Source organism: Paenibacillus sp. sgz302164, assembly GCF_056120505.1.
The window spans coordinates 215,983-229,988 of sequence record NZ_JBVYOL010000008.1 but is presented as its reverse complement, the minus strand read 5'-3'; the positions used below and the strand labels follow the sequence as shown (position 1 = coordinate 229,988).

At 49.9% G+C, this 14,006-nt stretch carries 9 protein-coding genes; 5 read left to right on the top strand and 4 right to left on the bottom strand.

The window, feature by feature from the left end; translation table 11 throughout:
• Positions 1–31: 31 nt before the first annotated feature.
• The 3 genes from AC0LWT_RS15545 to AC0LWT_RS15535 form a co-directional block, all read right to left on the bottom strand.
• Entirely contained in the window at positions 32–898 is an 867-nt protein-coding gene (locus tag AC0LWT_RS15545; protein WP_474682170.1) for a helix-turn-helix transcriptional regulator, read from the bottom strand.
• Positions 899–1,007: 109 nt separating this feature from the next.
• Positions 1,008–2,300 carry an ABC transporter substrate-binding protein gene (locus AC0LWT_RS15540; protein ID WP_474682169.1) on the bottom strand — a complete coding sequence of 431 codons (1,293 nt, stop codon included), beginning with the start codon at positions 2,298–2,300 and terminating at the stop codon, positions 1,008–1,010.
• Positions 2,301–2,772: 472 nt separating this feature from the next.
• Positions 2,773–6,942, bottom strand: a complete 4,170-nt coding sequence (locus tag AC0LWT_RS15535) for a DUF2252 family protein (protein ID WP_474682168.1) — start codon at positions 6,940–6,942, stop codon at positions 2,773–2,775.
• Between the two features lie 547 nt (positions 6,943–7,489).
• Here AC0LWT_RS15535 and AC0LWT_RS15530 point away from each other — a divergent pair.
• Complete coding sequence (locus AC0LWT_RS15530; RefSeq protein WP_474682167.1) at positions 7,490–7,900, top strand: hypothetical protein; 411 nt, start codon at positions 7,490–7,492, stop codon at positions 7,898–7,900.
• Between the two features lie 428 nt (positions 7,901–8,328).
• Here the strand turns inward: AC0LWT_RS15530 and AC0LWT_RS15525 are convergent, their stop codons facing one another.
• Positions 8,329–9,711: an MATE family efflux transporter gene (locus tag AC0LWT_RS15525; protein ID WP_474682166.1), complete on the bottom strand. Its 1,383-nt coding sequence runs from the start codon at positions 9,709–9,711 to the stop codon at positions 8,329–8,331.
• Between the two features lie 263 nt (positions 9,712–9,974).
• Between AC0LWT_RS15525 and AC0LWT_RS15520 the strand changes: the two genes are divergently transcribed.
• The 4 genes from AC0LWT_RS15520 to AC0LWT_RS15505 all read left to right on the top strand — a co-directional run bounded on the left by AC0LWT_RS15520 (position 9,975) and on the right by AC0LWT_RS15505 (position 13,969).
• Positions 9,975–10,229 carry a hypothetical protein gene (locus AC0LWT_RS15520; RefSeq protein WP_474682165.1) on the top strand — a complete coding sequence of 85 codons (255 nt, stop codon included), beginning with the start codon at positions 9,975–9,977 and terminating at the stop codon, positions 10,227–10,229.
• Positions 10,230–10,561: 332 nt separating this feature from the next.
• On the top strand, positions 10,562–11,653 hold the full coding sequence (locus AC0LWT_RS15515; protein ID WP_474682164.1) for a DNA-binding protein: 1,092 nt from the start codon (positions 10,562–10,564) through the stop codon (positions 11,651–11,653).
• Positions 11,654–11,913: 260 nt separating this feature from the next.
• Positions 11,914–12,237, top strand: coding sequence for a helix-turn-helix domain-containing protein (locus AC0LWT_RS15510; RefSeq protein WP_474682163.1), 324 nt, complete (start codon positions 11,914–11,916; stop codon positions 12,235–12,237).
• 649 nt (positions 12,238–12,886) lie between these two features.
• On the top strand, positions 12,887–13,969 hold the full coding sequence (locus AC0LWT_RS15505; protein ID WP_474682162.1) for a C39 family peptidase: 1,083 nt from the start codon (positions 12,887–12,889) through the stop codon (positions 13,967–13,969).
• Positions 13,970–14,006 lie beyond the last annotated feature (37 nt).

Below are 14,006 nucleotides of genomic sequence, written 5' to 3'. Positions count from 1 at the left end.
CTCTCCTTTCCCTAATCGGCTTGATGTTGAATTAGTCTTGGTGCGTCTTGCGGTACGTCTGCGGGGATACGCCCGCATACTGCTTGAACATACGGCTGAAATGGATGGGATTGTTGAAACCGAGAAACTCCGACATAATCCCGACCGGTTCATCCGATAATCGCAGCCGCTTCTTTGCCTCGTCAATCCGCTTGCGCGTGATGTAGTTGTTGATGGAGATCCCCGTCACTTCTTTAAAACAGTGGCACATATAATACTTGTTCAGATGCATCGCTCCGGCTAGGTCTTCCAAAGTGACGGTCTTTTTGTAATTCTGGTTAAGATACATTAAAATCCGCCGCACATTCGTCTCTTTCTGCGATTGCGCCGGGGCCGTGAGGAGCGAGTATACGTCTTTCGATTTGCGGTAAATTTTGAGCAAAAGCTGCACCATCAGGCTCTGCATCATAAATTGATGCCCGATCGCTTCCCTCTCCCTCTCGCTCAAAATCATCGAAAAGAGGCCGTCCACTTCTTCCACGCCGCGTTCGTCCCACCGGATCAGCAAGCCGTTCGGGTGAGCGAACAAATTCAAAAGCTTCGCCTGCAAATCGTCCCCGGCCAATTCCTGAATGTAGTCCGCCGTAAAATTAATATAGCTCCTGATATACGGAGTATCCTTCGAAGGATTCGGACGATGGAGCACGTCGCCGCTAATTAGCAGCATATCGCCGGGCTGAAGCTGATAAACCTCGTTCCCGATAATGAAATGGGCGTTGCCTTGAAGGAAAAAATAAATTTCATAGCCGTCATGCGTATGAAGCGGCCAACTGTTCTGCCACTCCGTGACATGGTGGCGAATGTATATACGCTCCTGCTTCAATGCCTTATTGGTGGGAAAATGGGCGTGATGTGCCATGGATTGCTGCCACCTCCGGTCCAATGATTTTGTTGTGAATCAGCATTTCCCCCTAAAAGGGAGGAGCTACCCCCAGGTAGCCCCACTGTATGAACATATGGCTGCTGCTTTATTTTCCCTGCTCGCTAATGGCTTTGTCGATCAGTTTAGCGGTTTTATCCAGCGCGTCTTTGGCCGTTGTTTTGCCGGAAATCGTGTCAACGATGTTATTTTTCAAATCGGTGCTGAATTTGGGCACAATCTCTTGTCTGGACCAGTCGTTAGCCGCAAGCGGAGTCGTATTGGCCAATTCGTTCGCGAACACTTCGAACATTTCCTTGCCGAAAGAGTAGTCCAGCTTGGCGCTGTCCTTGCGCGGGCTCATAAAGAGCGAATCTTTGGTGTACTTCGAATTGACTTCCTTGGATGACAAATATTTGATAAACTCGGCGGCCTCTTTCTCTACTCCCGATCCTTTGAATGCCATGACGTATTTGCCGCCCGGAACGGAAGAACGGATTTTTTGCTTAGGCATGTAAGTGACGCCCCACTCAAAGTTGTTAATGTCTTTATAGTTGCTGAGCATCCAGTTGCCTGCCATATGAACGGCTACCGTGCCCGAGCGGAACAGGTTGTTCGGATTTTCCGAACCTAACCAGACGGATTGCGGAATGATGCCGTCTTTATGAAGCTTGGCGAAGTATTCCAGCGCTTGCACGCCTTCCGGGCTGTTGATAGCCGCTTTTTTGCCGTCCGCGCTGATCATATTGCCGCCGAACTGATACAGCAGGGTAGACCATCTGTGGGGCGAAAAGTCCCAGACAAGGCCGTACTTGGCTCCGCCTTTATCCATGACCTGCTTAACGGCTGCGGCGAACTCGTCCCAGGTCCATACCTGATCCGGGGAGGAAGGCACCTTCACGCCGGCTTTTTGGAACAACGTTTTGTTGTAAATCATGCCGTTGGCCGTAACATCCATCGGAGCGGCAATAATTTTATTGTCCACCACATAATAAGGTTTGATGGAATCGATAAACTGTGAAGTAAAGCTGTCCCCGCTGCCGACGTATGGAGTCAAATCCAGCGCCTGATTGGCGAAAGCGCCGGTATCGGTCATGCGGGCTAATGCGGGCGGTTTGCCGCCGGAGATCATCGTTTTCAGCTTCGTCTGCAAATCTTTAAAGGCAACCTCAACCAGATTGATCTTCACATGAGGATTTTGCTTCTGATAATCGGCGACAATTCCTTTCATCACATCGCCTTCGATTCCGTCGGTAAACCACAGATAATCGAGGGTCACGTCCTTTGCCGCGGCGGCGTCTTGACCGCCCGACTTCGGACTTCCTCCGGAACATGCCGCCAAGCTGAAAATAAACACTGCTGCAAGCAGTAGCAGCATAATCGATTTTAAAGTTCTCTTCATTTTGACACTCCCTTTTCTGATTGTCAGCGCTTTCATGATTATCATACCATAGAAAACGATTTGCTTAATATCGATTATTGCTTGCTATTTAACGGATATTGCTGTTTGCGCGGCCGTTACAAAGCTGCAAGCAGTACAGCCACGATCTCCAATCGGACTGCACCGGGCGGATGCTGTAACTGCTTGCCATGAGACGGCCTAATGCAGTCCCTTTTGCGCTTTTCTGTTCGATTTTTCGCATACAAAAGCCATTTTTTCCGCTGTAGGCACGATTCTGTTCGATTTTTCATACTTATTTTTCGATTTTACGAAATCAGTACAATTTCTGTATGAAATTTCGTGCTGATTTCCACGATGCGCAAGTGGCAGCGGTTGCCAGACCGGTTTTCATCCTGTCATTAAGCTTTCCTGTACCCCACGTATACCAAAAAAAGACCGCCACAACAAACGTGGCGGTCGAACCGGTGCGAGTTTATTTTTTCAGTTGGAGCGCTCTTAAAATGAATGCCGCCGCTTCGGCGCGCGTCGTGTTCGCTTTGGGCTTCACGGTGCCGTCTTCGTAACCGTTCAAGAGACCCTTGTCAACCGCTGTTCCCAGAGCGGCGCGAGCCCAATCCGAAACTTCGCCGCTGTCGGAAAATGTCAAGCCGGTGCCCGCGGATTGAATTTTCGCCGCGCGAATGACGATTGCCGCCATCTGCTCGCGGGTGATCAGATCGTCGGGACCGAACGACTGCTCGCTATACCCTGAGACCACTCCGAGCGCTGCGGCTGTACCGATCGCATTTTTCGCCCAATGGCTAGCCGTATCGGCAAAGCTGCTGCCGCCCTGCGATTTAAGCTGGAGCGCTTGAACGATGATCGTCACGAATTCCGCTCTTGTGATGCTGCCGTTCGGTTTAAACGTATTGTCCGGGTATCCGCTAATGGCGCCGAGCTTCACCAACTCCCGCACGCTTGCTTCTGCCCAGTGACCTTTCAAATCGCCGAGATTCGCCTCGTTTGCCGGAGGTTTGACAGTCTCTGTTTTTGCAGATGCCTGTACAGCGAATTTGGCAAAATGCCGCACCGTTCCCGACACCGTTGCTCCGGTTTGGTCCACCTTGGAACCGTCCAGTTTTTCCCATTTTCCGGACTGTTCGTTCAACCCGTACAAGGCCAACGTGAACTTATCCAGGTCTGCTTTTGTCCGGTCGTAAGGCAGCGTGATCATGACGGGCTTGCTGAAGTCGCCGTCCTTGTCTTTTTTAATCTCATACACGTCGCTGACCAATGTCAACGCCTTATCTGCGGGCAATTTGGAAGTGTCGGCGATTTTATCGACACTAACTTGAATATTGCTGCTTACCGCTCCTGACGGCACTTCGATTTTGACGCCGTTCAGCGTCAAAGTTCCTCCGTCCGCCGCTTGAATCGTTCCCGAGCTCGCTGGAGCGCTGCTGCCGCTACCACCGCCGGTGCTGCTGCTGCCGCTGCCGCCTCCCGATGACGCTCTGGTCACAGCAACGGAATAGGTTGTCGTCGTTTTTCCGTCTTGGGCGGTTACATGAACCGTTATCGTGTTAGACCCGACCGTCAGCGCCTTGACGCCCAAATCAGCCGCTGAAATTACAGCCGCCGGATCAGCCGCCACAGCGGTAACCGTCGTGCTCGTCACGTCCGCAGCCACGGAAGCCGTATACGTGAAAGTCCCGCCGGAAAATGCCGGGCTCAACGTCACACCGCTGAGCGAAAGCCCGCTGAGTGCAGCAATGTCGATCATTTTGCCCGAAGCCATGTCGTCTTTGACCAGATTGTAGTCTGCCACGGCCTGGTGAGCATAATCTTCGCCTGCATTGAGAATGAGCTTGGAGAGCGTATCCCACTGCCCTGCAATGCCCGCCGCAAATTCATCGTCAAAACTGTTCGTCAACCCGCCGATAGCCGAGTCACGGTCGGACCGCGCATGCGCATAAGCGTATGCTTTGGCCGAATCGATCACGTATTGGCTGAACTCATTTGCGTTCGCAAAAGTTTTCTTCGTATAGTCGCCTTTGTACGGAGAAATTTCCCGAACCAGGTACTGCTTGTCCACGCCCGCCAGCACGCCCAGGTGAGCATCCGTATCTATCGACATCGCCTTGTAGGCTTGCATCGACAAGCTCGCCGGTTGGCGCTGTTCCTTCACATCCAGCACAATATCGTCATCGCCGCTGGAAGAAGGCCCCTCAATCAGCACGTTATACCGCATAACGCCAATGCTGCCCAGACCTTGATTAATGCGGCGAACGATAAGTTTGGAAGAATTGGAATCGGACTTAATCGTGAAATAGCTGTCAAACTGTTCATCCGTCAGAGAAGGAAAAGCGCTGCGCAAACTTTGCTTATAGCTGCCCCAGCCCGCTTCAATCACAGCTTTTTCCGCATCCGTCGCCGTCTGATATTTGGATGTATCCGAGAGGATGTCATCGCGCCATTTATTGGCCTGTTTCTTCCGGGCTGCCAAATAACCGTTGGTACCAACGATTTTATTCATAACAGCCGCCGTATAAGTTTGAAGTTGACCAGCCGTAAGCTTGGTTGTCGTTTCCGTATCGTTGCCGCTTACTTGCAGCAAAGTATCTTTGTATGTGTTAAGGAACAATTGGGCGACAGGCCGGATCTCTTCGTCGGTCATCGTGCTGATTCCGGTGCTGTCGGCATCGTATTTAATGACGTACAGACTGGTTACAAAACGTACCAAATCATTGTAAAAAGTATCGACGTGCGCGCTGTCCACATCATTCAGGTCAAAAACGGCGGTACCCGTCTTATCGTTAAAAATGCCGACATTCTGTATGTGCGCATCGCCTTGGCTGTACGTTTTTACATTGGCAAATTGGGTAAGACCCGCAGGCACCGGCAGGGCCGCCTTGCCGAAATCCTGCAGGAACACGGCGTTCGTACCTCTAAAAAACGTGAACGGATCGTGCCCAAGCGCCTTGCTGCTGTACTTGTATATTTTCGTAACCGGATCCTGGAAAAAGCTGTTGTCGGCTACGATTTGCTGCTCGACATAAGCTTTGCGGCTTGCGCTAGTATCGACTGCCGTCCGGTAACGCTGCAGCGCTATGCCTGCGATCGCATCCGAATCAATAGCTCCAGCTTCCTGAACGGCGTTCCCTTTGATGACAACGGACAGCTTGGTATCTTCCAAAACGGAAACGGCATGCGGATTGGCAACGGTGAACATGATGCGGTTTTGAGCGGTGTCCGCCGCAGCGCTAACGGTCAGCCCGCTCGGGAGCCCGGTCACGGTGAAGTCCGTATTTTCAGCCAAAGGAACTATCCCGGTGTTGGTCCGAATATGAGCTGTGTCCTGCAATTGGATGCCAAACGAAGCTTGTCCGATCGCCGTCGCGCTCGTCATAACCACTTTGTCCGCCCCTGTAACGGGAGTTCCCGCCGGTTTTGGAACGGAAGAAGCGTATACGAGCTTGATCCCGCCAATAGCCAAGGAATCGGGATAAGCGTCCGGTTGGGCCAGAGCGGAGCCTTTGACGGTGACTTGCAGATTGGCATCTGCCGTGATGGCCGCTCCAGCGGTCCCGTTCACCGTGAAGGTGATGGAGTTATCCGCGGTCGAACCTGCCGCTGTTGTCGTAAAGCTTCCGGAAGGAAGTCCGGCAATCGTGAAATCCGCGCCTTCCGCCAGTGCTCCGCTGCGGACAGCGCCGATGGTCAGCGAAATTTTGAACTGGTTTTTGGCCGGATTGATCGTCATATTATCGTCATTCATATAGACGGCGTTGGAGACGGCAGCCGAACCTTTAATCCGCGGTTCCCGCACAATGCTGTTGCGAGGAGAAAAATTGCCGTTGTCCAACTGTTGGAAATCGCCGGTATTGGTTCCTACGGCCAGATCGTTATTATCGGTGTCCGAGCCGTTGCCAAAACCGGTGCTCGCCGATCCCGCAGGCGCGACAACAGTCCCGGTTTCCGGATTGACCCCTTTGCGGACGATCGCTTTCTTATAGGAGCCGTCCAACGCATAGGCGGCCCCTTCAAAAGCTTTTGGCGTTTTGGACGATGTGCCGTAGCCTACAAAATCCACCGTGCTCGCCCCGCTCGGATTCGCCGTCGTGATCGGCGCCGTGCTGCTCTGCACCAAAGCGACCACGCCGCCGTCCTTGCTCAGGTGAGGGAAGGCGCTGCCTGCTACGGTATCGGCAAAAGCGTCGTCAATCGGCACAGATCCTGCCCCGAAAACGAAATTGCCGTGATTGCCTTTGATCAAATAATATCCGTGTGCCTTGATGCTTGTAGGCTTGCCCGCATCTGCGCCGAGCGCCACCACATTCCAGCTGTTTCCAGCCGTATAGTTGTAAGGAACATATTGAATAGACCATCCTGCGAGCGATACATCGCTATCTGTCGGGTTATAAAGCTCTATGTAATCGTTCGTAAATGTGGAGTCGCCTTTCGTCGGATTGTCCGTGCCCCCCGCATAAATCTGGCTGATCACCACATGATTCGCATTTTGCGCCACACCTGCAGCCATAGCTTGTCCGATCCCCAAACCCGTTCCCTTGCCGGGATCCAAATAACCGAGACTGCCGCCGCAAGCCAGTGCAGCCGTCATCGTCCATACTAACGCTTTTTTAATCCTCCTCTTACTGAACACGCCGCATTCCCCCCATGTTTGCAAATTATTCAAATACCATTACTCTAATGTTGAATTGTTATCTGAGTGTTCGGCATATGTAAGATGCATATTAAATTAAAATAATGGGACGAAAAAAGGAGGGACGCTTCGTTGAACTTGCCTCCGATCGGAGAGCGGTATATCAGTCGGGGGAGAGTCGCTTCATTGCGAGGAAAGGCGAGGACTGAGGGAAACGAACGCGCCTCCGGGGAGCGCTGACGGCACCGCGCGCAAGGAAGCTGCGGGCGGTGCTGCGCTGCAAGACAACAGTGCTTGCAGCTCCCTACACGCGGTGCTGTGCTGCATGACGGCAGCGCTTGCAGCTCCCTACACGCGGTGTTGCGCTGCATGACGGCAGCGCTTGCAGCTCCCTACACGCGGTGCTGCGCTGCAAGACAGCGGTCGGCCGACCACATATGCTGCGACGTTTGGGACACCGCCGAAAAGCTCCGCAACAGCACAATCTTCGCGCCCCCAGACGCCTCCGACGCCTGTAAAATCTGCGATTGTGCGGGAATTTCCGAGCATGGCAGGGCTGAGGAACCGGAGGGACCCAGCCGCTCTTCCCCAGCTCGTCCCCCTCGTCTCTCCTGCACGGTTTGCGGTGCTGAGACTGGGGGTAAGACGGCTGGCAGGGAAAAAACCTGCGAAAGTGCAGGCTTTTTCTGTAAAAGTAGTTCATTTTGGCGAAAAGCCTGCGATTGTGCAGGAATTTTCGCTGAAAATGCATCTGAGTCCATGTTCGCGGCGAAAAGCCTGCACTTTTGCAGGAATATGCCGTAGCCGGCGCATCCATCGAGAAAAAGCTGCACTTTTGCAGGTTTTCTTCGAGCAACCAGGTTTGTGCGGCCAGTTCTGGCGTGTAGAGGTTCCGGACAGCCTGGGATTTGTCGCGGCGAGCGAGCGTTCGAAGGATCAAAAAGCTGCTCTACCCTGAAAATAACTAGCGATGCATTATTTTCATCTTTATGGGTGCTGCCTAGCGGCATGGCTCATTGCCAAGCAGCTCCGCCAGTTCCGGCGAGCGAGTCTTCCGACGGGCTCATCCCCGCCGCTCCCTACCGGGCCTGTGCCCGCCACCGGCCCGCCAGCATTGGGCCCACGCCGCGCCGAGGGCTCCGCCACCCGCTCCCTACCGGGCCTGCGCCCGTCGTCGGCCCGCCAGCCTTGCGCCCACGCCGCGCCGAGGGCTCCGCCACCCGCTCCCTACCGGGCCTGTGCCCGCCACCCGCTCGCCAGCCTTGGGCCCACGCCGCGCCGAGGGCTCCGCCACCCGCTCCCCGCCGGGCCTGCGCCCGCCACCGGCCCGCCAGCCTTGCGCCCACGTCGCGCCGAGGGCTCCGCCAGCCGCACCCGCCACCGCCGCTAGCCTTGCGCTGCTGCGCCGGCCGCCTGCGCCTGGACGGCGGCGTGCTGCCGCTCCGCCTGGCGCAAATATTTTTGCCTGCGCCACCTTCGCAAAACGAGAGCGCCGCGCAAATACTCGTCGCAGATCATCGCCGCATAAATGCCCGCCAGGCCCCAGCCCAAGCTGATGCCCAGCACATAGGAAAGGCCTGCTGCGACGAGCCACATGGAGCCCAGCGATACGAACATGCTGTACCGGGTGTCGCCTACCGCATTCAGGGCGCTGCCCATGCCCATATTCAGCATTTTGCCCGGCTGCAAAATCAGATTCAGCGCGATGCAGGAAAGACCGAGGGCCAAAATTTCGGGATCGGCCGTAAAAAGACCGAGAAACGGCTTTCCGACGATCAGCAAGATCACCGAGTTGAAGCTCACGAGCGCCAGCCCGATCCAGAGTCCCCGATATGAGCTTCGATAAGCCTCGCGGGTTCTCCCCGCGCCGTACAGGTGCGCAATCTGAATCTGCATCGCCAGCGCAATCGCGTATCCGAGCATCGAGCAGGTGGATTCCAACGTATTCATATAGGTTCTGGCGGCAAGCTCTTTTGCCCCCATCATCGCCAGGAACGTATACATCGCCAATTGCGTGAATACGTAAGAGGACATGTTCACGCCGAGCGGCCAGCCGATCCGCAGCACTTCACCGAACAGCTTGCGGTGAAAGAGCAGCCAGTCCCTGAGCTGGATTCTGCGTTCAAACGCCGGGACGAACATAAACAGGAGCAGGAAAGTCGCCAACAGACGGCTAACAAGTGTAGAAATAGCAACCCCGGTTAAACCCAACTGCGGGAATCCGTAAGCTCCGAATATGAAGCCGTAATTGAAAAAAACGTGAATCACGTTCATGCCCAGCGCCGTAATCATCGGCCCCTTGGTATTGCCCGTGTTCCTGATGACCGTGCTGAGCGAGGCCATCAACGCCGTCAAAACCATTCCCCCGCCGACGATTGAAATATATGTGTCCGCCATGGGAAGCAGCCGTTCCTCCAATTGGAACAGCTTCGCCAAAGGTCGCGCTTCGAGGTACAGCACAACGCTCAGCACAAGGCCGATCGCCGCACTGACCATCACGGCCATGATCGCGACCGTCCGCGCGTCTTCGTTTTTGCGCGCTCCCAGCTTTTGGGCGATGACGATTCCCGCTCCGCTGGCAACGGTCATAAATAACGTCGTCAAAGCTTGAAACAGCTGGTTCGCCAGACCGACCACCGCGACCGCATCGTCGGAAATCCGGCTGACCATCAACGTATCCACCGTTCCAAGCAGCAGTTGCAGCATCAATTCGATAAAAATGGGCCAGGCGAGAACCCACAGTGTAAATTTGTTTTTCCCTACAGTCACGCTTCTCCACCACCGTTATATAGTCTGCTCAAATTATAGTTCTTCCGCTGTGAGCCATGTTCCATTTTCGCAACTCAAATTATCAATATTCCAACCTCAAAAGAAGGCCGACGCCTGCGTACAAAGCTGCGTTCCGGCTTATTTTGTCATAACCTCCTACAATTCCTAATACATTTATCACTGGGGTTGAAGCCTGATGCAGTCGGTCGGCCATCAACCTATTTTGTGCGATGAATACTACAGACAAGTTAAAGGAGCTGAGCATGTTGGAATTTCCAAACCCGATCGAGCAACCGAACCCCGTCATTAGCGTGAAAGAGTGGATGCTGACCATCCTGCTGCTGGCCATTCCGGTCGTTAACATCATCATGCTGTTCGTATGGGCGTTTAGCAGCGGAACGAATCAGACGAAAGCCAATTATGCAAAAGCCAGCCTGATCTGGTTGGCGATTGGCATCGTGCTGTACATCATTTTCGGAGTCATCATATTCGGCGCGACGATTTCCTCCTTGAAATGACATAACACAAAGAGTTACCCCCGGGCGCTTCATCCCGCTCAAGGGTAACTCTTTTTCTCTGCCATATGGCCGCCCGGCTTTGTCCAGCAGTTCCAGGCCCTCGGTCAGGCTATCATCCGAAAAAATGTATAAGTGAATATTCATGAATTAAACTTCTTGGTAATGAACGGTGTTCAATTATTCCACAGCCTATTCGGCAAAATGAGCGAATTGAACATTGAACTAATCATCGGATAATTCTTTATTGACCATCCTAGAAATATATGGTAAATTCCTTTTGTATTATGGTTTAAATTTGAAATGATAGTAATTAATGCAAAGGGGATTTTTCTATGCTGGAGGATGCAAAAGGTGACCTTGACTCCTATTTGGATGACACTGAAACTCCATCTATCTTATTTGACCTGGCCGAAACGTTATTTAAACAAGGCAGAAGAAAAGAGTCTATTCATTATTATAAATATTTCTGCGATCATGAACAGATTCGATTGTCAGAAAAAGTGAGCATTGCCCAATATCGAATCTTTCTTGCGTCCCTGGGAAATGGTTCTGAAGAAGATTGGAAAGCAATTCAACGATTCAATCCTTTCATAAAAAATTTGCCAGATCATATACAATTAGACGCATTCCTGAAAATATCGCAAACCTGCTACTCTTTGCAAAAATGGAGTGAGGTCGGCCAATATGCAGATGAATTAAGAACATGCGCAATGTATGTCTACAGCATGCTAACAGGAATGAACGGATCAAAAACATTGGAAACAGAAAGACCGTTAGTCGTTTATTACGGGCAAGGTTTTCTATTAAAAGGGCTGTCTCTAAGTTTAACCGGGAAATATGAAGAAGCTAAAAAGTATGTACAATCATACGCCGATTTAAGCTGGTTCGAAATTTTAGATGATGAAGGAAGAAAAGAAGTCGAAAAGTTTAGTGTTTTTGCGAAAGGAAACACTTATTCGATCGATTTACTTCTTGGCAAAGACGTATGCAACGAATATGCAGAGTTCATTGCCTCAAATTCTTCTTCCATATTGATCACAGGCATGAGAACAATTGCTGAAGCAGCTAACTTACACCATTATGATATTGACCACATTTTGGATAGATTTTCGGAAGAAATTGACCAATATAAAGACTCCGAAAATCCTGTTTGGAAAAATCATTACATACAATTTAACTATCAAAAAGCTATTTATTTTTGTAGAAAAGGTTATGTCAGCGTAGGAATAGACTTAATCCTTCTTTGTCTCTCTTATGCTGTTTCTCATAACAATGATGTTGATTTTAAAAATTGTGCCTCATTGTTTTGGATGCACAGACACCATGCATCCAAAGAGCAGGAAGAAAAATTCTCACAAATCATGGGAGGGATTCACAATGAAGAAGTTGCTGCTGATTCTAGTAATAGGAATAGGAATAACTAATACTGTATCCGCTCACGCGGAAAAATCGAATAACAAAGAAGTTTCAAAGAACCCTCCAATATATCAGCATCTTGTACATGACGGTTCCGGTGGCTGAAAGGATTACCGATCGACAGAGGACGACTTAATCATAGCCAATCAAATTCACTCTTATAGTTGAGTGGATTTGATTGGCTATTTTTTATCAGCTTCTTCTTTTTTCTTTTTCTTTCCTTTTAATCTTTTATACTCTATGCTGCAAGAATAGGGGCGTGAATAATGTGGATGATAGTTCTGTGTTAAAATCCGTTGGAGCAAAAATCAGATTGATTCGCAAGGAAAAGGGTATAACCCAGGAACAACTGGCTGAATTGGTGGATACGCAGCATTCGTACATTGGGTTGGTAGAACGTGGTCAGCAAAACATCACGATTTTGACATTAGAGAAAATTGCCGAAGCACTCAGCGTGGATTTTAGAGAGCTGTTAGAATACCACGGGCTCCCCAACAATAAAAGGTTTTTAGAAGCTGTAAATATCCTGAAGGGAAAAAGTGACGAGGAGTTGAAAAGGGCGGTCATTGTTTTGCAGCAACTATTCAAATAAGCGAAAAAGAGCCTCCAATATTTTTGACTGTGGCTCTTTTTCGTATCCCCGCAAGGAAAAGTGGCGATTTTGATGGGTTTATTTCCTTAGCGTACGATTTCCGATTTGTTACCCCGACCAGTTCCGAGTAATTGCAGCAGTTCATGCTCCTGTTTTCTTCGTCCCGGCCGGGCGCTGAGATCGGCACACGCTGGCGGCAGCAGCTGTAGGCATGCCGCGTTAGTTACTGGCCAGGAAGTTGCACGATCCGTGCCAACCTGAATCGATCTGCACCTATCTGAACCTATCCACTACAGTTCCTCTCATCCAGGAGCAAAATCCGACATATGAAGCAATGCTTTGCACACAAAAATGCAGGGTACATCCAGATCCGCCAACCCCTTGCGCAGCCGTAGGAGCTGATCGAAGCGCAGCCACCGGCTGGCCATATCTGAAACAAACCTTCACTCCGGCGCCAGGGCATCCGGGATACACTGATCCGCTGCGGTTTCCGAATGGCCAAAAAAACTCCGAATTTCTACTTTTTTGGCTTATATTGACTTTGAAATGGATAATAATGTATATTATAAACAGGGTAAATATGGTATATAAATACTATATTCAGTGTTATTACCTATATTTTTACATTATATTAGAGGTTGGTATTAGGATGAAAAAAATGTTTTTATCTTTAGTAATTAGTTCTATGATTACTTCCGTTGTTGCTCCTGCTGCATTTGCGAAAAATGAGGAGAATCTAGTTCCATTGAATGAGGCCAAAAAGGACGCACAATCATTTCTTGATGAATCTAAAAGCTTCTATCCTGATTGGCAACCCTTAGAGAAACTACAATTAGGAGAGGAAAGACAACTTTATGACTTCGATGGTGAAGTTACTGCCTATTTGTTTTCAGTAACAGACGGTAAAGATGATCATGGTTATATTATTGAAAGTGCTATTACATTGCATAAGGGACTTCTTCAAGCTTCTACCGGTGGAAGCCATCCATTCAAAAATATCGATGCTGATAAGTCCATTTATGTTGGCCCTTCAGCTTATTTTAGTAAGGTAGATAATGATAATTTCACTGATCTTAGGAGGGATAAGAAGAAAGTAAATCGGAAGGATCTTAAGTCTAAAGGTGCATTCACCAAAGAGGGATTTACTGAATCCGCCAAACAGTTACAATCATTAGAATCTTTATCAGCACAATCAGCAATAGCTGCGGGCACAGTTACTTCAGGTAAAAGAATTAAAAATGTCCCTAACACTCTAACATGGAAAGCGACCCTTGGTTGCGTACCCATTGCTGCTGCCGAAATCGCAATATATTGGGCTGAACAAGGTGGCTATTATAATTTGACGAAAACTGGCAATACTCAAATGCTTGATGTTGATGTTGCTCGTGGTATGAATTATAGAATGAGTACCAATAGTGCTGGAGAAACTTCTTATGGTAATATTACATATGGTTCTCAAAGATATTGGAATGACCATGGATATTCGTTGGACGGAACAGCGATAGGAGGAATTTTTGCTAATTATAAAGCAGAAATAGATAATTCTAGACCTGCTATTATTTCTTTAATAAAGGACCCCAGCTATGGTGAACATGCTGTTGTAGGTATTGGGTATCAGGTCCTTAGTGATGGCAAAACGAATGCTATTATTTATGATGAGTATAGTCTTTACGATACAATTTACTCGTTCGGCTCTACAGTATGGACTGTTAATCGACAAAAACCACTATAAATAGTTGCAATAAAAATGAGGAGCACCTTTAATTTTA